This is a genomic window from Halomonas sp. HMF6819, assembly GCF_044335525.1.
Taxonomy (GTDB): domain Bacteria; phylum Pseudomonadota; class Gammaproteobacteria; order Pseudomonadales; family Halomonadaceae; genus Vreelandella.
In genome coordinates this window covers 464,762-487,078 of sequence record NZ_JBIQVY010000001.1, presented here as the reverse complement: position 1 = coordinate 487,078, position 22,317 = coordinate 464,762, and the positions used below count along the sequence as shown (strand labels likewise).

Here is a 22,317-nt window from a genome sequence, read left to right as displayed (position 1 = left end):
AAGCATCTGCCGCGCAAAAGGATCAAAGCAGCGCGTCGAGCTTCTCCTTTAACAGGCCGTTGACCTGCTGCGGGTTGGCGGTACCGCGCGAGGCTTTCATCACCTGGCCGACGAAGTAGCCGATCATCTTGCCGCGCTTTTCCGGCTCGGCGTCGCGGTACTGGGCGACCTGGGCCGGGTTCTCAGCGATCACTTCGTCGATCATCGCCTCGATGGCGCCGGTATCGGTCACCTGCTTCAGGCCCTTGGCTTCGATCACCTCGTCGGCGTCGCGCCCCTGGCCGTTCCACAGCGCCTGGAAGACCTCCTTGGCAGCCTTGCCGTTGATCGTGCCGTCGACCACGCGCTTGATGAGCTGCCCCAGCTGCTGAGCCGACACCGGGCTTTGCACAACGCCCAGGTTTTCCCGATTGAGAGCCCCGGAGAGTTCGCCCTGAACCCAGTTGGCCGCCTGCTTGGCATCACCGCAGACCTGATGGGCTTCTTCGAAAAACTCCGCCATTTCGCGGCTCGCCGAGAGCACGTTGGCGTCGTACGCGGAAAGCCCCAGCTCGTTTTGAAAACGCGCGCGCTTGTCCGCGGGCAGTTCCGGCAGCTGGCCTTTCAGGTGGTCGAGATACGCTTGGTCGAGCACCACCGGTAATAGATCCGGGCAGGGGAAGTAGCGGTAGTCGTTGGCTTCCTCTTTGGTCCGCATGCTGCGCGTCTCGTCACGCTCCGGGTCGAACAGGCGCGTCTCCTGCACGACCTCGCCGCCGTCCTCGATCAGCTCGATCTGGCGCTCGACCTCGAAGGCGATGGCGCGCTCGACGAAGCGGAACGAGTTGACGTTCTTGATCTCGGCGCGGGTGCCAAACGCCTCCTGACCCTTGGGCCGTACGGAGACGTTGACGTCGCAGCGCATCGAGCCTTCCGCCATGTTGCCATCGGAAATGCCGAGATACGTGACGATCGAATGGATCGCCTTGAGGTACGCCGCCGCTTCCTTGGCGCTGCGCATGTCCGGCTCGGAGACGATCTCCAAAAGCGGTGTGCCGGCGCGGTTCAGGTCGATGCCGGTCATGCCCTGAAAATCTTCGTGCAGCGACTTGCCTGCGTCCTCTTCCAGGTGCGCGTGGTGGATGCGGATGCGCTTGGTCACCTCGTCATCCAGGGTAATCTCGACCTCGCCCGGGCCCACGATGGGGTGATACATCTGGCTGGTCTGGTAGCCCTTGGGCAGGTCCGGGTAGAAGTAGTTCTTGCGATCGAATACCGACACTTCAGGAATGCCGGCGTGCACGGCCAGGCCGAACTGAACGGCCATCGCCACGGCCTGCTCGTTGAGCACGGGAAGCGAGCCGGGCAGGCCCAAATCCACCGCGCTTGCCTGAGTGTTGGGTTCACTGCCGAACGCGGTCGACGCCCCGGAGAAGATCTTGGAGCGGGTGGCGAGCTGAACGTGAACCTCCAGCCCGATGACGGTTTCCCATTGCATTAGGCGTTCTCCTCGGCGAGTGCGGGACGTTGAAGGTGCCAGTCGGTGGCCTGCTGGAACTGATGAGCCACGTTCAGAAGCTGCGCCTCGGCGAAGTGGGTGCCAAGAATCTGAAGCCCGACCGGGCGGCCGTCGACGAAGCCAGCCGGTACGCTCATGCCGGGAATGCCTGCCAGGTTGACGGCGATGGTGTAGATGTCCTGCAGATACATCGACACCGGGTCCTTTTTCGCGCCTAGGTCAAACGCGGTGGTCGGCGCGGCCGGACCCATCAGCACGTCGACGTCTTCAAACGCATCGAGGAAATCCTGGCGGATGAGGCGGCGGACTTTCTGCGCCTTGATGTAGTAGGCGTCGAAAAAGCCTTCCGAAAGCGTATGCGTGCCGATCAGGATGCGCCGCTTCACTTCTTCACCGAAGCCTTCAGCGCGGGTGCGGGTGTAAAGGTCGATCAGATCCTTCGGATCCTCGCAGCGGTGGCCAAAGCGCACGCCATCGTAGCGCGACAGATTCGACGAGGCTTCTGCCGGGGCGATCACGTAGTAGGCGGGAATGGCGTAGTGGGTGTGCGGCAGGCTCACCTCGCGCACGGTCGCGCCGAGCGACTCATACACCTTCACCGCCTCACGCACCGCGCGCTCGACGTCTGCGTTCAGGCCCTCGCCAAAGTACTCCTTCGGCAGGCCGATCTTGAGCCCGGAAAGCGGCGCATCGAGCTGCTCGGTGTAGTCCGGCACGCCGCGGGTGGCGCAGGTGGAGTCGCGCACGTCGTGGCCGGCAATGACGTTTAAAAGATGTGCACAGTCGGAGGCCGAGCGCGCCATGGGGCCGGCCTGATCGAGGCTCGAGGCGTAGGCGATCATACCAAAGCGCGAAACGCGCCCGTAGGTGGGCTTGAGGCCGGTAATGCCGCAAAACGCCGCGGGCTGACGAATCGAGCCGCCGGTGTCGGTGCCAAGCGCCGCCGGCACCAGCCCTGCCGCGACCGCCGCCGCACTGCCGCCGGAGCTTCCGCCGGGCACGGCCGTTAGATCCCAGGGGTTCTTCACCGGACCGTAATGGCTGTTCTCGTTGGAAGAGCCCATGGCGAACTCATCCATATTGGTCTTGCCAAGGCTTACGGTGTGTGCGGCGCTCAGTTTCTCGACCACGGTCGCATCGTAAGGCGCTTCGAAGTTATCCAGCATTTTCGAGCCGCAGCTGGTTTTCACGCCTTTCGTACAGAAGATGTCCTTGAGCGCCAGCGGAATACCGGTAAGAGCGTGGGTGTCGCCCGCGGCGCGCGCCTTGTCCGCGGCCTCGGCGCCGTTTAGCGCCTGCTCGGCGGTCACGCTGATAAAGCTGTTGAGCTTGCCGTCGAGCCGCTCGATCCGCTGTAGATAGTGGGCGGTGATCTCTCGGCTCGAGAGCTCGCCGCTTTTCAAGGCGGCCGCCAGCTGGGTTACGGTTTGATTATGCATGACCCAAAAGCTCCGTTCGGGGCGAATATGAAAAGTCGAAAGGGCGGGAGGGGTGGCCTCATTCCACCACGCGGGGCACCAGGTACAGGCCGTCTTCCACCGCCGGCGCGCAGCGCTGATACTCGTCGCGCTGATTGGTATCGGTGACCTCGTCGGCGCGCAGGCGCTGGGTGGCGTCGAGCGGATGCGCGAGTGGGGCGACGCCGTCGGTATTCACCTGCTGAAGCTGGTCGACCATGTCCAGAATTTGGCTGAGATCGTCCACAAAACGGCCGGCCTGGTCGTCGCTGATCGCCAGCCGCGCCAAGTGCGCGGCCCGGCGCACGTGAGATTCTTCAAGTGCCATGATCGCGGTTTCCTCACAAACGTAATGGAACGTATTTCGCGTTGGGCGGTATACGTACGGTCAACAGGACGTCGTCGGTCAGCCAAGCGCGATCGACGACGCCTATAAAATAGCCGCAAAAGGTACCACACAATCCGCACAACGGGCAGGGGAGCGACTCGTGCTTGCTGCCAAGGGGTTGCGGTGATACCGTTTGCATCCGCACAGGGTTCCCGGTCTGCACTAGGTAACAACATCCATGTTCAAACGCTTGAGGGGGCTGTTTTCCAGCGATCTGTCGATCGATCTGGGTACGGCCAACACACTGATTTATGTACGCGGTCGTGGCATCGTCCTGGACGAGCCTTCCGTTGTCGCCATTCGCCAATCGGGCAATATGCGAAGCGTCGCCTCCGTCGGCGCCGATGCCAAACGAATGCTGGGCCGCACGCCGGGCAACATCACGGCGATCCGTCCGATGAAGGACGGCGTCATCGCCGACTTCACCGTGACCGAGCAGATGCTCCAGCACTTCATTCGTAAAGTGCATCAAAGCACCTTTTTGACTCCCAGCCCCCGCGTTCTCGTGTGCGTGCCGTGCATGTCGACCCAAGTCGAGCGCCGCGCCATTCGTGAATCTGCCGAAGGCGCGGGCGCCCGCGAAGTGTTTCTGATCGAAGAGCCGATGGCCGCCGCGATCGGCGCCGGGCTCCCCGTCGAGGAAGCGCAAGGCTCTATGGTCGTCGACATCGGCGGTGGTACCACCGAAATCGCGATCATCTCGCTCAACGGCGTGGTGTATTCGGAGTCCATCCGCGTAGGCGGTGACCGTTTCGACGAGGCGATCACCGCGTACGTGCGCCGCCACTACGGCAGCCTCATCGGTGAAGCCACCGCCGAGCGTATCAAGGAAGAGATCGGCTGCGCCTACCCCGGCGGTGAGCTTCGCGAGATCGACGTTCGCGGGCGCAACCTGGCCGAGGGCATTCCCAGAAGCTTCACGCTCAACTCCCACGAGATTCTTGAGGCGCTGCAGGAGACGCTGGGCTCGATCGTTGCCGCGGTCAAAAGCGCGCTCGAGCAGTCGCCGCCGGAGCTTGCCTCGGACATCGCCGAGCGCGGTCTGGTGTTGACCGGCGGTGGGGCGCTCTTGCGCGATCTGGACAAGCTGATCGCCGAAGAGACGGGTCTTCCCGTCATCGTCGCCGAAGACCCGCTGACTTGCGTGGCGCGCGGCGGTGGTAAAGCGCTGGAAATGATCGATCAGCATACTTTTGAGCTGCTCTCGAGCGACTGATTCCAGCGGTTTACTGCGAGGGGTTGCCTATTAAACCGCTATTTTCGCACGGCCCCATTCCGGGCTACCGGTTCTTCTTTTGCGTGCTGGCGGCAAGTGCTTTGATGTTTGTCGACCAGCGCTTTACACGCATGGAAGACGTGCGCGCTCAGCTCACCATGGTCGTGGCGCCGGTTCAGTGGGTCGTTAGCCTTCCAAGCGACCTGCTGAACTGGGGTTCCCTAGTGCTTTCCGATCAGCAGGCGCTGGTGGATGAAAACCGCCTTCTTCGCGAGCAGATTCTGACGCTTTCCCACCGCGGCCAGCGCCTGGCCAACCTGACCTCCGAAAATGCCGAGCTGCGCGAGCTTTTGAGCGCCGCCGAACGTACCGACATTCCCTACATGTCGGCGGAGCTGTTATCGCTAGATAACGATCCGTTCAGCCACCAAATGGTCATCGACCGCGGCCACCGCAACGGCGCCTACGTCGGCCAGCCGGTGATCGATGCCTTCGGGCTGGTCGGCCAGGTCACGGCGGTCTCTGCTTATTCCAGCCGGGTGCTGCTGCTGGCCGATGCCAGCCACGCCTTGCCGGTGCAGGTGAATCGTAACGGGCTGCGCTTCATCGTGCAGGGTACCGGGCGCTACGACAGTGTCAGCGTGCTTCACGTGCCGGATACCGCCGATATCCGTGAAGGCGATCTCTTGACCACCTCCGGGCTTGCCGGGCGCTTTCCGCCGGGCTACCCGGTGGCGCGAGTTACCGAGGTCTATCACGACCCGGGCCAGCCTTTTGCCCAAGTGAGCGCGGTACCGTCGGCGCAGTTGACCCGCTCGCGCCACTTCTTGCTGCTGTTCCCGCCGCCGCTGGAGCAGGAGGACGAGTCACTGTTGTGGGACGCCTCGATGACGATTTCGCCGGCGGCGATCCACGCCTCAGAGCGCCTTGGCGACGCAGCTTCTTCGGAGGTGCCCAATGGCTAGAGCGCCGGTGATTCCGCTGGTGGTGGTATGGTTAAGCCTGTTGCTTTCGCTTTGCCTGCAGGTCATGCCGCTGGCTGACGGCTGGCAGGCCTTTCGCCCGGACTGGATCGGTTTGATGCTGATCTACTGGTGCATGCGCGTGCGGGACCGCGTGGGCGTGCTGCACGGCTTCGTGATCGGGCTGATGCTGGATCTGATCGAGGGTAGCGTGCTGGGTCAGCACGCGCTGGTGTACACCACGCTCGCGTTTCTGGCCGCCCTGGTATATCCGCGCTTTCGCGCCTACTCGCTGGTACAGCAGGCGGTGCTGGTGCTGGTGCTGCTGGGGCTCGTGCAGCTCATCGAGCAGTGGCTTCGCGTGCTGAACGGCAACTTTACCATCCACCTCACGTTTTTGATCTCGGCGCTGATCAGCGGCGTGCTGTGGCCCTGGCTTGCCACCATGCTCGTCGCGCTCGAGCGCCGAGCGGATGGAGGCACGTCGTGAGCGTTGGCGGCGCTCACAACACCCCAGCGCTTTGCCTGGCCTCCGCCTCGCCCCGGCGCAAGGCGCTTTTGGAATCCATTGGCGTGGCGGTCGAGGTGCGCGCCAGCCACATCGACGAAACGCCTTTGAAAAACGAGTCGGCCCACGACTACGTCGAGCGGCTGGCCATCGCCAAGGCCCGGGCATGCGCTGGTGCGACTTCGCTTGCCGTGCTCGGCTCCGACACCGCCGTGGTGCTGGATGGCCGAGTGCTGGGTAAGCCTGAAAGCGCCGCTCACGGTCGCGAGATGCTCGCCGCACTTTCCTGCCGCACCCATCAGGTCATGACCGGGGTCGCCGTGATCGGCCCCGCGGGTACGCTCACAGAGGTAGTCACCACCGAGGTGCGCATGAGAGCGATCAGTGATGCTGAAATCGCGCGCTATTGGGAAACCGGTGAGCCCCAGGACAAGGCGGGGGGCTATGCGATTCAAGGTTTGGCCGCCGTATTCGTCGAGGAAATTCGGGGCAGCCACTCCGCGGTGGTCGGGCTTCCGCTTTTTGAGACGGCGGCGTTACTTTCGCGTCAGGGTGTGTCCGTTTGGTCGGCTCGCCTGTAAAGTGGTTGGGACATGGAACCCCCTTGAGGCCAGCGAGCCCATAAGGAAGAGCGCATGAGCGGTGAAGTCCTGATCAATTTGACCCCCATGGAAACCCGCGTGGCGCTGGTCGAAAACGGCGTGCTGCAAGAGGCGCTCATCGAGCGCTCGCGTCGGCGCGGGATCGTAGGCAATATCTACAAAGGCAAGGTGGTGCGTGTTCTGCCTGGAATGCAGGCTGCCTTTGTCGATATTGGCCTCGAGCGCGCCGCCTTCATTCACGCCCACGAAGTCATGGCCGAGGCGAGCGCCGGCGAGCCTCACCCGCCGATCGGCGCGCTTTTGCACGAGGGCCAAGCGCTGGTAGTGCAGGTCACCAAGGACCCGATCGGCACCAAGGGCGCGCGGTTGACCACGCATCTCTCCATTCCGTCGCGCTATCTGGTCTATATGCCGGACTCGCTCCACCACGGCGTCTCCCAGCGCATCGAGGACGAAGGCGAGCGTGAGCGGCTCAAGGCCCTGCTCGACAAAAGCATCGAAGCGCAAAGTCTCGAGATCACCGGCGGCTTCATCGTACGCACCGCCGCCGAAGGCGTGGGTGATGATGAGCTCGAAAGCGACATGTACTTTCTGCTGCGCATCTGGCGCAAGGTGAGCGAGCGCAAGGTGAGTGCGGCGCCGCCAAGCGTCATTTACGACGACCTGCCGCTATTCATGCGTATTCTGCGCGACGTGATGCGCGACGACATCGAGAAGGTGCGCATCGACTCGCGAGAGAACTTCGTCAAGCTGGTCGAGTTCGCCGAAGAGTTCATGCCCTACGCGGTGGATCGCATCGAGTACTACCCAGGCGAGCGGCCGATTTTTGATCTCTACAGCGTCGAGGACGAAATTCAAAAAGCGCTGGCGCGCAAGGTGCAGCTCAAGTCCGGCGGGTATCTCGTAATCGACCCGACCGAGGCGATGACCACCATCGACGTCAACACCGGCGGCTACGTGGGCCATCGTAACCTCGAAGAGACCATCTTCAAGACCAACCTCGAGGCGGCCACGGCCATCGCCCGCCAGCTGCGCCTTCGAAATCTGGGCGGCATCATCATCATCGATTTCATCGACATGATGGACGTCGAGCACCAGCGCCAGGTCCTCAGGGTGCTGGAGAAGGCGCTGGAGCGCGATAACGCCAAGACCAAGTGCACCGGCGTGACCGAGCTTGGGCTGGTGCAGCTGACTCGCAAACGCACCCGTGAAAGTCTCGAGCAGACGCTTTGTGAGGCGTGTTCGACCTGCGGCGGGCGCGGCACGCTGAAAACGCCGGAAACCGTCTGCTACGAAATCTTTCGCGAGATTCTGCGCGAAGAGCGCGCCTATAGCGCCGATACCTACCGTGTGCTGGCCTCCCAGCCGGTGGTCGATAGGCTGCTCGACGAAGAGTCCGCGGCGGTCGCGGACCTGGAGGCGTTCATCGACAAGACCATTCGCTTTCAGGTCGAGCAGCACTACTCCCAGGAACAGTACGATATCGTGCTGATGTAATGACGCCAGTGGCTTATCTACTACGCGGGCTGCTAATGCTTGTAGCCGCGCTCCTTGCCCTGATCGCCGTAGCCCTTTTGGTGCTGCGGCTTTTGTTCAGCCAGGCCGACAGCCTGATTCCTTCGATCGAATCCCTGCTCGAGGCAAAGATCGGCGCGCCGGTGACCATCGAGCATCTGGCGCTGTCGCTCGAGCGAAACGATCCGGTGCTGCGCCTTGAAGGACTTACGGCCAGCACCGATCAGGCGCCGCTTTTGACGCTGCCGAGTGCCTATCTGCGCCTTGACACCTGGGCCTCGCTCAAGGCGTTGGCGCCGATTTTCAGCGACGTGCGGGTAAGCGAACTCGACGCTCATCTCTATCAGCTCGATGATGGCAGCTGGGGATGGCCCGACCCGGCAACGCTTCCGCTGTTGTTCGCTCAGGAACCCAACGTTGATCTCAACCGGATCGATCGCTGGACTGAGCTGGTGCTCAAGCAGCGGCTTTGGTTGCGCGATAGCCAGCTTACCCTGCACGGGCGCGATGACAACTTGACACTGGCCGCGCCGCGTTTGCTGCTCGGCGGTAGCGAGGAACTCGCCCGCTTCGAGGGCACGGTCAATATTCTCGATGCGAAGACGCCGTCTGACCAGAGCGCCCGGCCCGCGCTGATCGTGCAGGCGGAAATGCAGCCAGGCCCCGGCGGGCCGAGCGACTTCTCCGCCGCGGTACAGCTGGAGCTTCAGCTCGATCATCTGGTGGCGCTCGGCGACGTGTTTCGTGCCGATCACATGCCCTACATCGAGCAGGCCGGCGGGTCCGTGCGGCTCTGGGGCGAGTGGTTCGGGGGACGTCTTGATCGGGTGCGCGCCGGCGTCGGTATTCCCCAACTGACGCTCAGACAGCAGGAGCAGTTCGCCGTGCTCCGCGACATTCAGGCCAGCGGCGAGTGGGAGCGCGACGGCGACGGCGGCGAGGCTTGGCTTAGCGGCGACGCTAAAAGCGTCGAGTGGGCGCAGCCGGACAACGTCAGCGAAGGTCCGGCGCTGCCGCGCCACTGGTATTTCACCCACCAGCCCGGCCGCTGGGCTATGCGCACCAGCGCTTTTGAACTGGCCTCGCTGACCGCTTGGCGCGAGTACGCCTTTTTGCCCGAGTCGCTGACCCGGGTGTTGCAAACGCTATCGCCCAGCGGCCAGGTGAAGGGGATTGCCCTCGGTCAGCGTGACGGCCACTGGGGCGTAGACGTCGCGCTCAACGACGTCAGCGTCGAGCCCTGGCAGCAGGCGCCGGGGGGTGGACCGCTCGATGCCTGGGTACAGGCGCGGGACCGGCGCGGCCGGGTGACGTTCTCAAGCGACGGCGAAAGCCAGCTCAATTTTCCCGAGGTGTTCGCCGAACCCATGGCGCTTCGCCACGCCCGGGGCGTGGTGGAGTGGGTCTACGATGGCCCCAACACCATGGTCAGCGGCCGCGAGCTCGATATCGACTGGAACGGCGCCGAGATCACCGGAGGCTTTGGCTTGATTAACGGCCAGGGCCGCGGGCAGTTCGGCCTCAACATCGATTTCGCCAACGTCGACGCCATCGCTACGCCGCTGCCCCAGTGGCTGCCGGTCAAAACGCTGGACGAGGGCCTTCTGGAGTGGCTTTCAAACGACGTGGGCGGGTTCGTGCCCAGCGGCTCCCTGCGCCTAGGGCTTCCCATCGGCGAAAACCGCGCGGGCAACCCACCTACCGTGGCGCTGGCATTTGATATCGAGCAGGGTTTCTTGCCGATCGGTGAGGGCTGGCCGATGATCGAGGACGCCGCCGGCCGGCTGAGCTTTAAAGGCCAGACGCTCAGCGCTCGCGTCGACCGCGCCCAGAGCCTGGGGGTTCAGGCACGCGATGGCGAGGTGACGTTCGAGGATGACCGGTTGGCGGTCGATGGCAAGCTCGCCAGCAGCGCGGCCTCGATGATCGATTTCATTCAGGCCATTCCGGACGTCGACACGTCTTTTCTAAGCGACGTGCGCGCCAGCGGCGAAATCGATGGCGACCTGCAGCTTACCCTCGAGCTCGACGAACCCGACACGCTCGCGCTCGACATCGATGCACGTCCATCGCTTTCGCGGCTAAGCCACGCCGCTTTTGAACAGGCCCCGCTGACCGACATCGGCGGCGAGCTTAACTGGCAGCAGCGCGGCGAGCGCTTTGCGCTGCTGGGCAGCGCCCAAGGGCGGCTGCTCGATGGGCCCGTTCGCGCCGATTTCGACGTGCCGGAAAGCGGTATTTCGCTTGGCGGCGCGGTCGATACCGCCGCGCTTTTCACCTTGGCCGGGGTGGATGGCGAGCGCGCCGGAGCGCTTTTGAATGGCCGCGCCGACTGGAACGGCCGCATCCGTCTGGAGCCCAGCGTGTGGCTAGGGTTTCAAAGCGATCTGATCGGCGTCGAAAGCCGCTTACCCTCACCGTTTAACAAATCCCGCGGTACGCCCTGGCCGCTCCAAGTCGAAGGCGATGTCGAGAATGGCGCGCTCCACGCTCGGCTGGGCGAGGTGCTCGAGGCCCGACTGCTGTTGAACGACGCCGTCGAAGGGGCGGTGGCCATTGGCCGCACGGCGACGCTGCCCGAGGTGCGTCCCGGCGACGGGCTTACGCTCGAGGCGGATCTTGCGCGGCTCGACGTGCTCGACTGGCAGCGTGCGCTCGCCCCGCTGACCGAGGGCAGTGGGCAAAGCGATGGACCGCCGGAGATTCCCCGCTTCGATACCCCGGTGAGTATGATGTTCGATACCCCGTGTCTGAGTGTCGATCAGCGCTGCGTGGGGGCGCTGAGCCTCTCGGCGCGGCTGGCCGATCGAGCGCTCGACGCTCGCGTTGGCGGCGATATCGTCTCCGGCCGGGTGGCGTACCAGCCCGAGCTGGAGCGGCCTTTGGAGATTACCGTGGCCTCGCTCGACGCCGATCGGCTGATGGGGCTTTCGCTCGAGGATGATGAACCAGTCTCGGCGCCGGACTCCTGGTTTGCGGCGGTCGAGACCTCGCAGCCCGAGGCGTTCAGCGCGCCGGCTTGGCTTTCCGAAGTGCCCAACGGGCGCCTGAGGCTTGCCGGCATCAGCCTGAACGATCACCGCATCGGCCCTCTCACCGCCTACTGGCAAACCGGAGCGCGGCGCTTTGCGCTGTCGCCGGTGGGGCTCACGCTTGGCGAGCTGTCGCTGACCGGCGAGCTTTTCTGGCAGGAACATCAGACCCAGGCGGACATCGCCGTGCGCGGCGGGGACCTTGGCACCGCGCTCGAGGAACTCGATCAGCCGGTGCCGATGACTAGTCGCGTGACCCGCGCCAACGCGTCGCTCGAGTGGCCCGGCGCTCCCTGGCAGGTCGATCTGGCCCGCGCGACCGGCGAGCTCGATACCGATATTCGCGATGGCCGCTTCGTGTCGATGAACTCGCCCTCGGCCAAACTCGTCGGGCTTTTGAATTTCGACAACCTGCTGCGGCGGCTACGGCTCGATTTTACCGACGTGACCGGCGAAGGCATGGCGTTTGATCACATTAGCGGCAGCGCCACGGTGGCAGGCGGGCGTTTGACGCTTCGCGAGCCCTTGCAAATCGAGGCGCCGGCCGCCACGTTAAGATTCAATGGACATGTTAACCTGCTCCAACGTGAACTCGACCAGCAGCTTGGCGTCACACTGCCCGTTAGCCAGACGCTTCCCATCGCTGCGCTCGCGGTGGGCGCGCCGGTGGCGGGCGCGGCGCTGTTCGTTGCCGACCAGCTGTTTGGCGAGACGCTGAACCGAGCGACCACTTTACATTTTCGCGTGCAGGGTCCCTGGACCTCGCCGCGGGTTACGCTAAAAGGCCCCTAATGACCGCACACACGAGTGATTTGGATTTTGCCGCCTCTATCCTGTTGACGCCCGGGGGGCTGGATTTACAGTCGCTGGACACCGGGCTCGACGTCGCGCTCGGCGCAGGCATCGACTACGCGGATCTCTACTTTCAGCGCACCTGGCAGGAGGGCTGGGTGCTGGAAGATGGCCGCGTAAAAGAGGCCAGCTACAACATCGACGGCGGCGTGGGCGTACGGTCTTTGGCCGGCGAGAAGACCGGCTTCGCCTACTCCAACCAGATTAACGAAAGCGCCTTGCTGGATACCGGGCGTACCGCGGCGGGCATCGTGCGCAGCGGTCAAAAGCGCGCCGGCCAGCCGGTAGCAATCACTCACGCCGAGCATTTCTACGCCGGGATCGATCCGCTGGCAGGGCTTAGCGCCGAAGAGAAGGTCGCCATGCTGATGGAGGCCGACCGCGTAGCGCGAGCGGCGGACCCGAGCGTCAGCCAGGTCAGCGCCTCGCTTTCCGGCACCTATGAAGTGGTGCTGGTGCGCGCAAGCGACGGCACGCTCGCCGCGGATATTCGCCCGCTGGTGCGCTTCAACGTCAGCGTGATCGCCGCCAAAAACGGGCGCCGCGAGCGCGGAGGTGCCGGCGGCGGAGGGCGCTACTCCATGGCAACGTTAAAAGAGCAGGGCGCGCCGGCGATTTACGCCAAAGAGGCGGTACGCCAGGCGCTGGTCAACCTGGAGGCAATCGACGCCCCGGCAGGCCAGATGCCGGTGGTGCTGGGCGCGGGCTGGCCGGGCATTTTGCTCCACGAAGCCGTCGGCCACGGCTTGGAAGGTGACTTCAACCGCAAGGGCAGCTCGGCGTTTTCCGGGCGCATGGGCGAGCGCGTGGCGGCCAAGGGCGTGACCGTGGTGGACGATGCGACGATCATGGACGGGCGCGGCTCGCTGAGCGTCGACGACGAAGGCACGCCTGGCCAGAACACGCCGCTGATCGAGGACGGTATTCTCACCGGCTACATGCAGGACAAGCTCAACGCGCGGCTGATGGGCATGGCGCCGACCGGCAACTCCCGGCGCGAGTCGTTTGCGCATGTGCCCATGCCGCGCATGACCAATACAGTGATGCTGGCAGGCCAGGACGACCCGGAAGAGATCATCAAAAGCGTCAAGCGCGGTATTTACGCGGTGAGCTTTGGCGGCGGCCAAGTAGATATCACCTCGGGCAAGTTCGTGTTCTCGGCAAGCGAGGCCTACATGATCGAGGACGGCAAGGTGACCGCGCCGGTCAAGGGTGCAACGCTGATCGGCAACGGCCCCGAGGCGATGGGCCGGGTGTCGATGATCGGCCACGATATGGCGATGGATACCGGCGTCGGCGTATGCGGCAAGGAAGGCCAGGGCGTGCCGGTGGGTGTGGGCCAGCCCACGCTTAAGCTCGATGAGCTGACCGTGGGCGGTACCCAGTCCTGACGCGCCCGGTTTTAGAGGAAGCTAGAGAACGAGCGTTTCGCGAAGGTGTTTGAAAAGCTTGCGGGCGCTGGCCGGCGGCTTTTCCTGCTCACGCTCCTTACGGGCGTTGCGAACGAGCTGGCGAATGACCTGACGATCCGCGGTGGGGTGCTCCGCCATGAAGGCATCGACCGCCGGGTCGCCTTCGTCGATCAGCCGGTCACGCCACTTTTCGAGGCGGTGAAAGGCGTGATCGCGCTGATTCTTTTCCGCTTCGATGGCGTCGAATACCGCCTGGATCGCCTCGAGATCCTCCTTGCGCACCAGCTTGCCCACGTACTGCATGTGGCGTCGGCGACCTTCGTGGGAGCGAATGCGCGAGGTTTCATCGATGGCGGCGAGCATGTCGTCGGAGAGCGGAAAGCGCGCACGCTCGGCGGGCCGCATCGCGATCAGCGTTTCGCCCAGCGCCTGCAGCTCGTGCATTTCGCGCTTGAGCTGGGATTTGCTGGGCCGCTCCGGGGCGTCGTCGAGCTCCTCGAAAGACTCGACCGCAGGGCGTTTTTTAGGCATACGTCACTCACTTGATAGATTTGTCGCCGGCTAGTATACCAGCTGCGACCCTTACATTGATCCGCCCGCGACAGCGGCGATAAGGAGAACGTTATGGCACAGGCATTCGACGCGGCCGCGCAGCAGCAAGAGCTCGTCGCGCGGGCCGAAGAGGCTTTGGCGCTGGCCAAAAAGTTGGGCGCCGACCAGGCCGAGGTAGGCGCCAGCGTCGACCAGGGGCTGTCGGTGAGCGTGCGTCAAGGCGAGGTCGAAACCGTCGAGCTTTCCCGCGATCAGGGCATCGCGGTCACGCTTTACGTGGGCAGCCGCAAAGGTAGCGCGTCGTCGAGTGACGCAAGTTCCGCTTCGATTAAAGCGGCGGTCGAGAAGGCGCTGTCGATTGCGCGCTATACTGGCGAGGACCCGGCGGCGGGACTCGCCGAGGCCTCGCTGATGGCCACCCACCTGCCGGATCTCGACGTGCACCACCCCTGGGCGCTGGATACCGAGCGCGCCACCGAACTTGCGCTTGCCTGCGAGCGCGCCGGAAGCGAAGTGGCCGGTATTCATCAGTCCGAAGGCGCTTCGCTTTCAAGCGGCGAGGGCGTACGGGTTTACGCCAACAGCCACGGCTTCGTGGGTACGCAAAAGGGCAGCAGCCACTCGCTCTCCTGCATGCTGATCGCCCAGGACGAGCACGGCATGCAGCGCGACTATGACTACACCAGTGCCCGCGACCCGCGCGCGCTGAGAGACCCGCAAAGCGTGGGGCGCGAAGCGGCCCGGCGTACCCTGCGCCGGCTTGGCGCCAAACGCCCGCCCACCGGCACGTTCCCAGTGCTGTTCGACCCTTCCTTGGCATCAGGGCTGGTGGGTCACTTGATGGGGGCGCTGGCCGGCGGCGCGCTCTACCGCGAAGCGTCTTTTTTGTGCGATAAGCTCGGTGAGCCGCTGTTTCCCGAGTGGTTCAGCCTCGAGGAGCGCCCGCTGGAAGTCGGCGCCATGGCAAGCTCACCTTTTGATGGTGAAGGCGTGCAAACCCGTCATAACCGCTTTATCGAAGACGGGCGCATCGCAAGCTATATGCTCTCGTCCTACAGCGCGCGGCGTCTGGGTATGACCACCACCGGCAACGCCGGCGGAGCGCGCAATATCCGTCTCGCGGCACCGCAGGAAAGCCCGGAGGCGCTGCTTTCGCGCATGGGGCGCGGCGTACTGGTGACCGAGCTGATGGGCCAGGGCGTGAACAGCGTGACCGGCGACTACTCTCGCGGCGCCGCGGGTTTTTGGGTCGAGAACGGTCAGATTCAGTACCCGGTCGAAGAGTTCACCATCGCCGGTAATCTGATGACGATGTTCAAGGGCCTCCAGGCGCTGGGCGACGACATCGATACCCGAGGCAGCATCCACACCGGCAGCTGGCTGGTCGATGCCATGACCGTCGCCGGCGACTAGACAAAGGCAATGATAGCCCGCGACCGCCCGAGCGGTGTCGCGGGTTTTTTTATGGGCGGCCTTTAAAATCAGCTTTTGGAGCGATACTGCGCATCGAGGTTCAGGCGCTCGAGCAGGCGCTCGAACAAAAAGTACTCGGGCCCGGCGAGCGAGCGGCTGAGGCAGTCCAGATACTCCCGCCGGGGGTAGCGCCGCCAGCGCGGCAGCTTATAGGCGTCGAGGTCGATGGCCACTATGCGCCCCTCATGGACCAAAAAATTCTCGGTATGCAGGCCGCGACAGTGAATACCCTCGCGATCGAAGGCGACCAGCGCGTCGAGATACTGTTCCTGTAGATTTGGATAGTCGAGAATGTGAGCCCTGAGTGGCTCGCCGTGAACGTTATCAGTGACCAGCCGGTAGGAGCTGGCCTCGACGATGCGCGGCGTGGCGATATCCAGCGCCTCCAGACGCGCGGCAACCAGGGCGAAGTTGTGCCCGGGGTAAGGGCGAACGCGTGTTAGATAGCGCAGCCGGTCGAAGGCCTTGGGATGAAAGGTCTTGATGAAGTGATCGCGGGCCGGGTCGAAATAAACCCGTGAGTACTTGCCGGTTTGAATGAGCTGCATAATTGGGCCCGATAGATGAGCATCGGCCGCTGCGAACCGATCGATGAAAGGTGTGGTGCCCAGGGAAGGGATCAGGCGTCTTCGTCGAAGCGCGCCTCGAACAGCGCCTGAAGTGCGTCCAGCGCCGCCTCGGCATCGTCACCGGTGGCTTCGACAACGAGCTGGGTGCCGCAGGGCGCGGCCAGCATCAAAAGCGACATGATATTGGCGGCGTCGGCTTTCTGAGTCTGCCGGTAGACGTGCACTTTCGACTCGAAACGCTGCGCGCAGGTCACGAGTTTGGTGGCGGCGCGGGCGTGCAGGCCGCGCTGGTTGGTCAGTGTCAAACGTCTTTCTGGCACCTGTTTCCCTATTTGTTGCTTATTCTCGCCCCGGCGTCCGGCCCTGGCGCGATGTTGGTGAGGTGGTATCAATGGCCGCGGGCGAATCCATTGTGTCGTTCAGGCTAAAGTGAAGCCCCAGCTCGCGGTGACGCACTTGAACGCCGCCACGCGAGGCGACCAGATCCTCGGCCAGCCGGTCGACCATGTAGACCGAGCGGTGCTGGCCGCCGGTGCAGCCGATCGCGACGGTCATGTAGCTGCGCTGGCTATTCTGGTAGGCGGGCAGCCACTTCTCAAGCCAGTCGAGAATGTCCTGGCGCATGTCGCCGACCACCGAGTAGGTCTCCAGAAAGCCGATGATTTCGCTATCGCGACCCGTGTGGGGGCGCAGCGTCGGATCCCAGTAGGGGTTGGGCAGGCAGCGAATGTCGAAGACGATATCGGCGTCCAGCGGCACCCCGCGTTTGTAGCCAAAGGACTCAAGCGTCAGCGTAAGCTGGCTTTGGCGCTGGTGCCCGAGCTGGTCGGTGATGCGTCGGCGCAGGTCGTGGACCGTGAGCCGCGACGTGTCGATCATCAGATCGGCCAGCTCGCGAATGCCGAACAGCGTCTGCTCCTCCTGGGAGATCGCCTCTTCCAGGGTCATGTCGCTGTCGCGAGTAAGCGGGTGGCGCCGCCGGGTGGCGGAGTAGCGCTCGAGCAGCGTGCGCGCATCGGTGGTCAGGTAAATGACCTGAACGCGGGTGCTGCCGCTTTTGATGTCCTGGAGCAGCGCCGGAAAGCGCTCAAGTGCGGTAGGCAGGTTGCGTGCATCGATGCTCACCGCCAAGTGCGTGCGCTCACCCTGCTGGCCAAGCTCCTCGACCAGCGAGCCCAATAGCATTGCCGGCAGGTTGTCGATGGCGTAGTAGCCCAAATCTTCCAGCGCTTGCAGCGCAATGGACTTCCCCGACCCGGAGCGGCCGCTGATGATCACAAGTTGCATCGTGTCTCTCTTCGGTCAGTGAGCGCATTAATCGGCACGCCGGGCGTAAGCACAATTGAAGGGGCCGGGAAAACGAGGGCGGTGGTTACCGCTTTTCCTGCTCGCGAATGCGGGCGGTGACCAGCTCTAGAAGCTCGCGCTGGCTTTCACACTTACGAAACTGCGCGCGGGTCGTGGCGTCGTTCATGATGGTGGCGACCTGCCCCAAAAGCGTCAGATGCGTATCGTCCGCCTCTTCCGGTACCAGCAGCACGAACACCAAATCGACCGGGTCGCCGTCGATGGCGTCGAAATCCACCGGCTCGGCGAGCTTTAAAAAGCCGGCGATCGGCGCGCTGCAGTGTGGGCTTCGGGCGTGGGGGATTGCGACCCCGTTCCCTATGCCGGTGCTGCCAAGGCGCTCGCGGCCGATCAAGCGGCTAAAGACTTCCTGGCTATCCAGGCTCGGTGTGTTTTGGGCGATGAACGTGCTGAAGAACTCCAGCACACGCTTTTTGCTGCCCCCGGGGACGTCGAACAGCACGCGCTCCGGGGGGAGTATGGTTTCCAGGGTCATTGAATTAACGCACGCCAGCGCCCTGGGCGCGGGCCTGTGCTTTTTCCTTGTGTTTTACCAGTTGGCGGTCGAGCTTGTCGGCCAGGGCGTCGATGGCGGCATACATGTCGTTGTCCTGAGCTTCGGCGTGTACGTCGGCGCCGGAAGCGTGCAGCGTACAGGCGGCTTGCTGACGCTCCTTTTCGATCGACAGCGTCACGTGCACGGTGGTGATGTTGTCGTAATGGCGTTCGATACGCTCGAGTTTCTCGTTGACGTAGTCACGCAGGGCGTCTGTCAGTTCCAGGTGATGACCGGTAATGTTCACTTGCATCGACGTGCTCCTAATCCAGGACTGTTCTTCGATTGTAACCCTTTTTCCGTCATTGCAAAGCCCTGCCGGCAAGTTTCCCGTTTAACGTAAACGGCGCCGCTCGCTGGAGGAGGGAATGCCCATCGCTTCGCGGTATTTGGCCACGGTACGTCTGGCCACGTTGATGCCGTTGGCCTCAAGCAGCGTGACCAGGTGGCTGTCCGACAGCGGTTTGCCCGGCGTTTCCTCTTGAATCAGCTTTTTGAGCCGGGCGCGGATCGCGGTGCTGGAATGGCTGTCGCCGCCATCCTGTCCGCTGACTTGGCTCGAGAAAAAGTACTTGAGTTCGAACACGCCGCGGGGCGTGTGAATATATTTTTGCGTCGTTACCCGCGAGATCGTCGATTCGTGCATCTCCACCGCTTCGGCGATATCGGCGAGAATCAGCGGCTTCATCGCCTCTTCACCGCGCTCGAGAAAGCCGATCTGACGAGTGATGATTTCGCGGCCAACGCGAAGCAAGGTGTCGTTTCGACTCGACAGACTCTTGATCAGCCAGCGCGCCTCCTGCAGGTGCTCCTTCAAAAACTGGTTGTCCTGACTCTTGTCGGCGCGTTTGATGAGGCTGGCGTAGTCCGGCTGCACACGCAGTTTGGGCAGCGCCTCCGGGTTGAGCTCGAGATGCCAGCCTTCCTGGTCGTGGCGAACCACCAGATCCGGGGTGATGTAGCTTTGGTTGGTGGCGCCGAAGGCGCTGCCCGGGCGCGGGTCGAGGCTTCGAATTAGCCGGACGACGTCGTCGAGCTGCTCGTCGTCTAGGCTCAGGCGGCGTTTCAATAGGCGCAGGTCGTTTTTGCCTAGTGCCTCTAGAAACTGACGCACCAGGCGCCGCGCCTGCATCAGAAGCGGGGTGTCGTCGGCGAGTGCCGCCAGCTGAAGCAACAGGCACTCGCGCAAATCGCGGGCGAACACGCCAGTGGGCTCGAACTGCTGCACGCGCAGCAGGACGTTTTCCACCTCCCGCTGGCTCAGGCCATCGAGACCCTGGGCCTTGAGGCCTTCGCGAATGTCGTTAAGCGGTTGGGTCAGATAGCCGTTGGCGTCCAGCGCATCGATCAGACTTTCGGCAATGGCGTAGTCCCGGGGGCTGGTATCCGTCATCGCCAACTGCCACAACAGGTGCCCCTGGAGGCTTTGCCCTGCGGCCTGGCGCTCGAAATCCGGGCCTTCGCCGCTACCGCCTGCGGCCATGTCCTGGTAGGTGTCGGACCATTCGCTGTCGGTGGCAAGCTCCTGGGGGATGCTCTCTTCCCACTCGGTTTCCGGCGTTTCCAGGGTTTTCTCTTCGCCGAACTCGTCTTCCTGCTCCAAAAGCGGGTTGGCGTCGAGCGCCTGCTGGATCTCCTGGCGCAGGTCCAACGTCGAGAGCTGCAGCAGGGCGATGGCCTGCTGCAACTGCGGTGTCATGGTCAGCTGCGTACCGACGCGCAGCTGTAGAGAAGCTTTCATGACCATCGAAGAACCACTCGTTACTCGTAAAGCTCCACACTAGAGCGAGACGGAGTTCGACGCAAGTGCAATAAATATGCCACTAACCGGAACTTTATGGTTGTCACCGAGTTAGAGACGAAAATCCGCCCCCAGATAGACCTCGCGCACCTTCTGGTCGTTTAGAATCGCCTCGGCGTTACCGCTTGCAATGATGTGGCCGTCGCCGACGATATAGGCGATGTCGCAAATATCCAGCGTCTCGCGGACATTGTGGTCGGTGATCAGCACGCCGATATGGCGCGCCTTGAGCGCGAGGATGATCGACTTGATCTCGCCGACCGAAATCGGGTCCACCCCGGCGAAGGGTTCGTCGAGCAGGATGAAGGCCGGATCGGTGGCCAGCGACCGGGCGATTTCTACTCGGCGCCGCTCGCCGCCGGAAAGGCTCATACCCAGATTGTCACGAATATGGGTGATGTGAAAATCTTCCAGCAGCTGCTCCAAACGCGCCTGGCGGGCGGCTCGGTCCAGCTCCTTGCGCGTCTCCAGAATGGCCATGATGTTGTCGGCCACCGAGAGCTTTCTAAAGATCGACGCCTCCTGGGGCAGGTAGCCGATACCGGCGATGGCGCGCTCGTGCATCGGTGCTCGGGTCAAATCCAGCTCGTCGATACCTACGCTTCCGGCATCCGCCTTGACCAGCCCGACGATCATGTAAAACGAGGTGGTCTTGCCCGCCCCGTTGGGGCCGAGCAGCCCCACGACGCTGCCCTGAGTGATCTCCAGGTTGATATCCTTGACCACCCGGCGGCGTTTGTAGCTCTTGGCCAGATGGCGGGCGTGAAGCGTTTTGACCGCTTCGGGTTGGGTGCTCGACACGGTGACTCTCCTATTGCGCCGGCTGCAGCGTCATGCGAATGCGCTGGTTTTCACCGCCGCTGACGTCAGAGCGCGCCTGAACCACTTCGCGATCGATGAAATACTCGAGCCGCCCGCCCTGAAAGCGGTCGCTGCGCTGGGTGAGCTCGGCCTGGTCGATCAGCTCGACCCGGCGCTCGCTGACGTGATAAATGATTCGCCGCGCCCAGCCTTCCATTGGCGCCGGCTCGCCTTCGAGCTGGTTGCGAAGGTAGGCGCGCTCGCCGGTGGCGGTGGCTTGGGAGAGCTCGCCGGCATCGTTGCGCGTGATCTCTACGCGATCGCCGCGAATCTGCATCTCGCCCTGGCGAATATTGACGTTGCCGGAATAGACCGCGGTGCCCGCACGCTGGTCGAGGTCGAGCCGGTCGGCTTCCACTTCGACGGGCGCCTGGCTGGTTTGCGCCTGGGCGGTCAGCGGCAGGGCCAGACTCAGCAGTGCGATTCGTAAATAAGCGTGCATAACTACTCCTGCAAGGTGGAATCCGAAACGGTAGGGTCCTGAGGTGTCGGGTCGGCGGCTTGTCGCGCTTGAACCGGCGGATGCGTGCCGCGCACGTTGTCGCTCATGCGTACTTGGCTTTCATCGAGCCAGACATCCATGCGCTCTGCGCTCATGCGCTGGGGCGGCTGCTGCAAAAGCGCCGGCGCCTCGGTATAGGCGTGACGCTCGAGACCCTCGTAGTGTAGGCGCTCGGTATCGAGCTGCCAGCCTTCGTCCGGGGCGAGCAGCCGGGCGTTGCCCTCCATGATCAGCGTCTGACGCTCGTTTTGCAGCGTGCCGTGATCGGCGCTGGCAAGCCACTGGCGCTGCTCGCTGTCATAAAGCGTTGCCCGCGGCGCCTCGATCTCGGTCAGCGCGCGCTGGGGCGTGTGTACCAGGCGCGGCGTGTCAAGACGCTGGGAGACGCCGCCGGTGTCGTTGAAAAGCGTCAGCCTTGCGTTTTCGAGCACGTGGCCAGGCTCTTCGCGCTGCACGTCCGGATCGACCGCGACGGTGGCCGGGCCGCCCGGGTCCAGCCACACAAGCCAAGCGCCCAAGGCGATGACCAGGGCGGGAAGCCAAAGGCGCTTTTTGATCCGTCTTGCCGTCGAGCCCGGCATCGCGTTACCTCAGGGTCGTTTCAAGGGCGGCCTCCGTCGAGGAGAGCCGGTGAATGGCGCGTGTGATACTCGCTGCCGAAGGATTATAAATAGGTATCCATCACCGCGTCCCAATGGCCCTGAGCCATCAGCAGCGTGTCGCAGATTTCGCGTACCGCGCCGTGACCGCCGAGCGAATCGGTGATCCAGTCGGCGTGGGTGTGCATGTAGTCCGGCGCGTTGGGAACGGTGATGCCGACGCCTGAGCGCTTGATGCACTTGAGATCCGGCAGGTCGTCGCCGCAGTAGGCCACCTGATCGATATCCAGCGATAGCCGCGAGCAGAGCGCTTTGAGCGTGGCGAGCTTGTCCTCGACCCCCTGGTGGACGTGGGTAATGCCGAGCGCGGCGGCGCGCTGGCTGACCATGGGAGAGTCGCGCCCGGTAATCAGCGCGACGTGGAAGCCTGCGCGTTTCAAGAGCTTCAGCCCGTGCCCATCCTGGGTGTGAAACGCCTTGATCTCGATGCCGTCGGCCTGGAAATAGAGGCGTCCATCGGTCAGCACGCCATCCACATCGATGGCGAGCAGGCGAACGTTGCGAAGGCGGTCGTTGAGAGCGTCGGGTACGGCCATGGGAACTCCGTTATCATCA

The 22,317-nt window shown here is 63.5% G+C and carries 22 protein-coding genes; 8 read left to right on the top strand and 14 right to left on the bottom strand.

Annotation, left to right across the window (positions count from 1 at the left end):
- Nucleotides 1-22: 22 nt before the first annotated feature.
- Genes gatB through gatC form a run of 3 tightly spaced genes read right to left on the bottom strand, consistent with a single transcriptional unit; the run spans nucleotide 23 to nucleotide 3,283 of the window.
- Nucleotides 23-1,477, bottom strand: coding sequence for an Asp-tRNA(Asn)/Glu-tRNA(Gln) amidotransferase subunit GatB (gene gatB / locus ACGLWX_RS02300; RefSeq protein WP_396236975.1), 1,455 nt, complete (start codon nucleotides 1,475-1,477; stop codon nucleotides 23-25).
- Entirely contained in the window at nucleotides 1,477-2,937 is a 1,461-nt protein-coding gene (gatA, locus tag ACGLWX_RS02295) for an Asp-tRNA(Asn)/Glu-tRNA(Gln) amidotransferase subunit GatA (protein WP_396236973.1), read from the bottom strand. Before gatA ends, gatB begins: the two co-directional genes overlap by 1 nt.
- Nucleotides 2,938-2,995: 58 nt before the next feature.
- Complete coding sequence (gene gatC / locus ACGLWX_RS02290) at nucleotides 2,996-3,283, bottom strand: Asp-tRNA(Asn)/Glu-tRNA(Gln) amidotransferase subunit GatC (protein ID WP_252107500.1); 288 nt, start codon at nucleotides 3,281-3,283, stop codon at nucleotides 2,996-2,998.
- 238 nt (nucleotides 3,284-3,521) lie between these two features.
- Between gatC and ACGLWX_RS02285 the strand changes: the two genes are divergently transcribed.
- The 7 genes from ACGLWX_RS02285 to tldD are packed head-to-tail and all read left to right on the top strand — an operon-like array spanning nucleotide 3,522 to nucleotide 13,421.
- Nucleotides 3,522-4,559 (top strand): rod shape-determining protein, encoded by a 1,038-nt coding sequence (locus ACGLWX_RS02285; RefSeq protein ID WP_018915723.1) that lies wholly within the window; start codon nucleotides 3,522-3,524, stop codon nucleotides 4,557-4,559.
- 23 nt (nucleotides 4,560-4,582) lie between these two features.
- The gene (gene mreC, locus ACGLWX_RS02280) at nucleotides 4,583-5,524 is read left to right on the top strand and encodes a rod shape-determining protein MreC (RefSeq protein ID WP_396236971.1); all 942 of its coding nucleotides are present in this window, start codon (nucleotides 4,583-4,585) and stop codon (nucleotides 5,522-5,524) included.
- Complete coding sequence (gene mreD, locus ACGLWX_RS02275) at nucleotides 5,517-6,011, top strand: rod shape-determining protein MreD (RefSeq protein ID WP_396236969.1); 495 nt, start codon at nucleotides 5,517-5,519, stop codon at nucleotides 6,009-6,011. Before mreC ends, mreD begins: the two co-directional genes overlap by 8 nt.
- Nucleotides 6,008-6,610: a Maf family protein gene (locus ACGLWX_RS02270; RefSeq protein WP_396236967.1), complete on the top strand. Its 603-nt coding sequence runs from the start codon at nucleotides 6,008-6,010 to the stop codon at nucleotides 6,608-6,610. The genes mreD and ACGLWX_RS02270 overlap by 4 nt, the downstream gene beginning before the upstream one ends.
- Nucleotides 6,611-6,664: 54 nt before the next feature.
- On the top strand, nucleotides 6,665-8,128 hold the full coding sequence (rng, locus tag ACGLWX_RS02265) for a ribonuclease G (protein WP_396236965.1): 1,464 nt from the start codon (nucleotides 6,665-6,667) through the stop codon (nucleotides 8,126-8,128).
- Nucleotides 8,128-11,970 carry a YhdP family protein gene (locus ACGLWX_RS02260; protein WP_396236963.1) on the top strand — a complete coding sequence of 1,281 codons (3,843 nt, stop codon included), beginning with the start codon at nucleotides 8,128-8,130 and terminating at the stop codon, nucleotides 11,968-11,970. The genes rng and ACGLWX_RS02260 overlap by 1 nt, the downstream gene beginning before the upstream one ends.
- A complete protein-coding gene (gene tldD / locus ACGLWX_RS02255; protein ID WP_396236961.1) occupies nucleotides 11,970-13,421 on the top strand; it encodes a metalloprotease TldD in 1,452 nt (483 codons plus the stop codon). Before ACGLWX_RS02260 ends, tldD begins: the two co-directional genes overlap by 1 nt.
- A 21-nt stretch (nucleotides 13,422-13,442) precedes the next feature.
- On the opposite strand, the gene yjgA is transcribed toward tldD, so the two are convergent.
- Complete coding sequence (gene yjgA / locus ACGLWX_RS02250) at nucleotides 13,443-13,973, bottom strand: ribosome biogenesis factor YjgA (protein ID WP_396236959.1); 531 nt, start codon at nucleotides 13,971-13,973, stop codon at nucleotides 13,443-13,445.
- Nucleotides 13,974-14,066: 93 nt separating this feature from the next.
- Here yjgA and pmbA point away from each other — a divergent pair, with 93 nt between their 5' ends.
- Nucleotides 14,067-15,407: a metalloprotease PmbA gene (gene pmbA, locus ACGLWX_RS02245; protein ID WP_396236957.1), complete on the top strand. Its 1,341-nt coding sequence runs from the start codon at nucleotides 14,067-14,069 to the stop codon at nucleotides 15,405-15,407.
- Between the two features lie 68 nt (nucleotides 15,408-15,475).
- On the opposite strand, the gene ACGLWX_RS02240 is transcribed toward pmbA, so the two are convergent.
- The 10 genes from ACGLWX_RS02240 to ACGLWX_RS02195 all read right to left on the bottom strand — a co-directional run bounded on the left by ACGLWX_RS02240 (nucleotide 15,476) and on the right by ACGLWX_RS02195 (nucleotide 22,298).
- Nucleotides 15,476-16,015, bottom strand: a complete 540-nt coding sequence (locus tag ACGLWX_RS02240) for a hypothetical protein (RefSeq protein ID WP_396236955.1) — start codon at nucleotides 16,013-16,015, stop codon at nucleotides 15,476-15,478.
- Nucleotides 16,016-16,086: 71 nt separating this feature from the next.
- The gene (locus ACGLWX_RS02235) at nucleotides 16,087-16,356 is read right to left on the bottom strand and encodes an HPr family phosphocarrier protein (RefSeq protein ID WP_396236953.1); all 270 of its coding nucleotides are present in this window, start codon (nucleotides 16,354-16,356) and stop codon (nucleotides 16,087-16,089) included.
- Nucleotides 16,357-16,375: 19 nt separating this feature from the next.
- The gene (rapZ, locus tag ACGLWX_RS02230; protein ID WP_396236951.1) at nucleotides 16,376-17,323 is read right to left on the bottom strand and encodes an RNase adapter RapZ; all 948 of its coding nucleotides are present in this window, start codon (nucleotides 17,321-17,323) and stop codon (nucleotides 16,376-16,378) included.
- Between the two features lie 85 nt (nucleotides 17,324-17,408).
- Nucleotides 17,409-17,879 carry a PTS sugar transporter subunit IIA gene (locus ACGLWX_RS02225; RefSeq protein WP_396236949.1) on the bottom strand — a complete coding sequence of 157 codons (471 nt, stop codon included), beginning with the start codon at nucleotides 17,877-17,879 and terminating at the stop codon, nucleotides 17,409-17,411.
- Between the two features lie 4 nt (nucleotides 17,880-17,883).
- Nucleotides 17,884-18,192 (bottom strand): ribosome hibernation-promoting factor, HPF/YfiA family, encoded by a 309-nt coding sequence (gene hpf, locus ACGLWX_RS02220; RefSeq protein WP_396236947.1) that lies wholly within the window; start codon nucleotides 18,190-18,192, stop codon nucleotides 17,884-17,886.
- A gap of 81 nt (nucleotides 18,193-18,273) precedes the next feature.
- Nucleotides 18,274-19,686 carry an RNA polymerase factor sigma-54 gene (locus ACGLWX_RS02215; RefSeq protein ID WP_396236945.1) on the bottom strand — a complete coding sequence of 471 codons (1,413 nt, stop codon included), beginning with the start codon at nucleotides 19,684-19,686 and terminating at the stop codon, nucleotides 18,274-18,276.
- Nucleotides 19,687-19,791: 105 nt separating this feature from the next.
- Nucleotides 19,792-20,541, bottom strand: coding sequence for an LPS export ABC transporter ATP-binding protein (lptB, locus tag ACGLWX_RS02210; RefSeq protein WP_396236943.1), 750 nt, complete (start codon nucleotides 20,539-20,541; stop codon nucleotides 19,792-19,794).
- Between the two features lie 10 nt (nucleotides 20,542-20,551).
- A complete protein-coding gene (gene lptA / locus ACGLWX_RS02205) occupies nucleotides 20,552-21,043 on the bottom strand; it encodes a lipopolysaccharide transport periplasmic protein LptA (RefSeq protein ID WP_396236941.1) in 492 nt (163 codons plus the stop codon).
- A gap of 2 nt (nucleotides 21,044-21,045) precedes the next feature.
- On the bottom strand, nucleotides 21,046-21,684 hold the full coding sequence (lptC, locus tag ACGLWX_RS02200; protein ID WP_396236939.1) for an LPS export ABC transporter periplasmic protein LptC: 639 nt from the start codon (nucleotides 21,682-21,684) through the stop codon (nucleotides 21,046-21,048).
- An 83-nt stretch (nucleotides 21,685-21,767) separates the two neighbouring features.
- Nucleotides 21,768-22,298: an HAD family hydrolase gene (locus ACGLWX_RS02195; protein ID WP_252107517.1), complete on the bottom strand. Its 531-nt coding sequence runs from the start codon at nucleotides 22,296-22,298 to the stop codon at nucleotides 21,768-21,770.
- Nucleotides 22,299-22,317 lie beyond the last annotated feature (19 nt).

Coding starts and splice junctions, on each gene's coding strand:
- gatB (WP_396236975.1), bottom strand. CDS start 1,477: ATGCAATGGGAAACCGTCATCGGGCTGGAGGTTCACGTTCAGCTCGCC.
- gatA (WP_396236973.1), bottom strand. CDS start 2,937: ATGCATAATCAAACCGTAACCCAGCTGGCGGCCGCCTTGAAAAGCGGC.
- gatC (WP_252107500.1), bottom strand. CDS start 3,283: ATGGCACTTGAAGAATCTCACGTGCGCCGGGCCGCGCACTTGGCGCGG.
- ACGLWX_RS02285 (WP_018915723.1), top strand. CDS start 3,522: ATGTTCAAACGCTTGAGGGGGCTGTTTTCCAGCGATCTGTCGATCGAT.
- mreD (WP_396236969.1), top strand. CDS start 5,517: ATGGCTAGAGCGCCGGTGATTCCGCTGGTGGTGGTATGGTTAAGCCTG.
- rng (WP_396236965.1), top strand. CDS start 6,665: ATGAGCGGTGAAGTCCTGATCAATTTGACCCCCATGGAAACCCGCGTG.
- ACGLWX_RS02260 (WP_396236963.1), top strand. CDS start 8,128: ATGACGCCAGTGGCTTATCTACTACGCGGGCTGCTAATGCTTGTAGCC.
- tldD (WP_396236961.1), top strand. CDS start 11,970: ATGACCGCACACACGAGTGATTTGGATTTTGCCGCCTCTATCCTGTTG.
- yjgA (WP_396236959.1), bottom strand. CDS start 13,973: ATGCCTAAAAAACGCCCTGCGGTCGAGTCTTTCGAGGAGCTCGACGAC.
- pmbA (WP_396236957.1), top strand. CDS start 14,067: ATGGCACAGGCATTCGACGCGGCCGCGCAGCAGCAAGAGCTCGTCGCG.
- ACGLWX_RS02240 (WP_396236955.1), bottom strand. CDS start 16,015: ATGCAGCTCATTCAAACCGGCAAGTACTCACGGGTTTATTTCGACCCG.
- rapZ (WP_396236951.1), bottom strand. CDS start 17,323: ATGCAACTTGTGATCATCAGCGGCCGCTCCGGGTCGGGGAAGTCCATT.
- ACGLWX_RS02225 (WP_396236949.1), bottom strand. CDS start 17,879: ATGACCCTGGAAACCATACTCCCCCCGGAGCGCGTGCTGTTCGACGTC.
- hpf (WP_396236947.1), bottom strand. CDS start 18,192: ATGCAAGTGAACATTACCGGTCATCACCTGGAACTGACAGACGCCCTG.
- ACGLWX_RS02215 (WP_396236945.1), bottom strand. CDS start 19,686: ATGGTCATGAAAGCTTCTCTACAGCTGCGCGTCGGTACGCAGCTGACC.
- lptA (WP_396236941.1), bottom strand. CDS start 21,043: ATGCACGCTTATTTACGAATCGCACTGCTGAGTCTGGCCCTGCCGCTG.
- lptC (WP_396236939.1), bottom strand. CDS start 21,684: ATGCCGGGCTCGACGGCAAGACGGATCAAAAAGCGCCTTTGGCTTCCC.
- ACGLWX_RS02195 (WP_252107517.1), bottom strand. CDS start 22,298: ATGGCCGTACCCGACGCTCTCAACGACCGCCTTCGCAACGTTCGCCTG.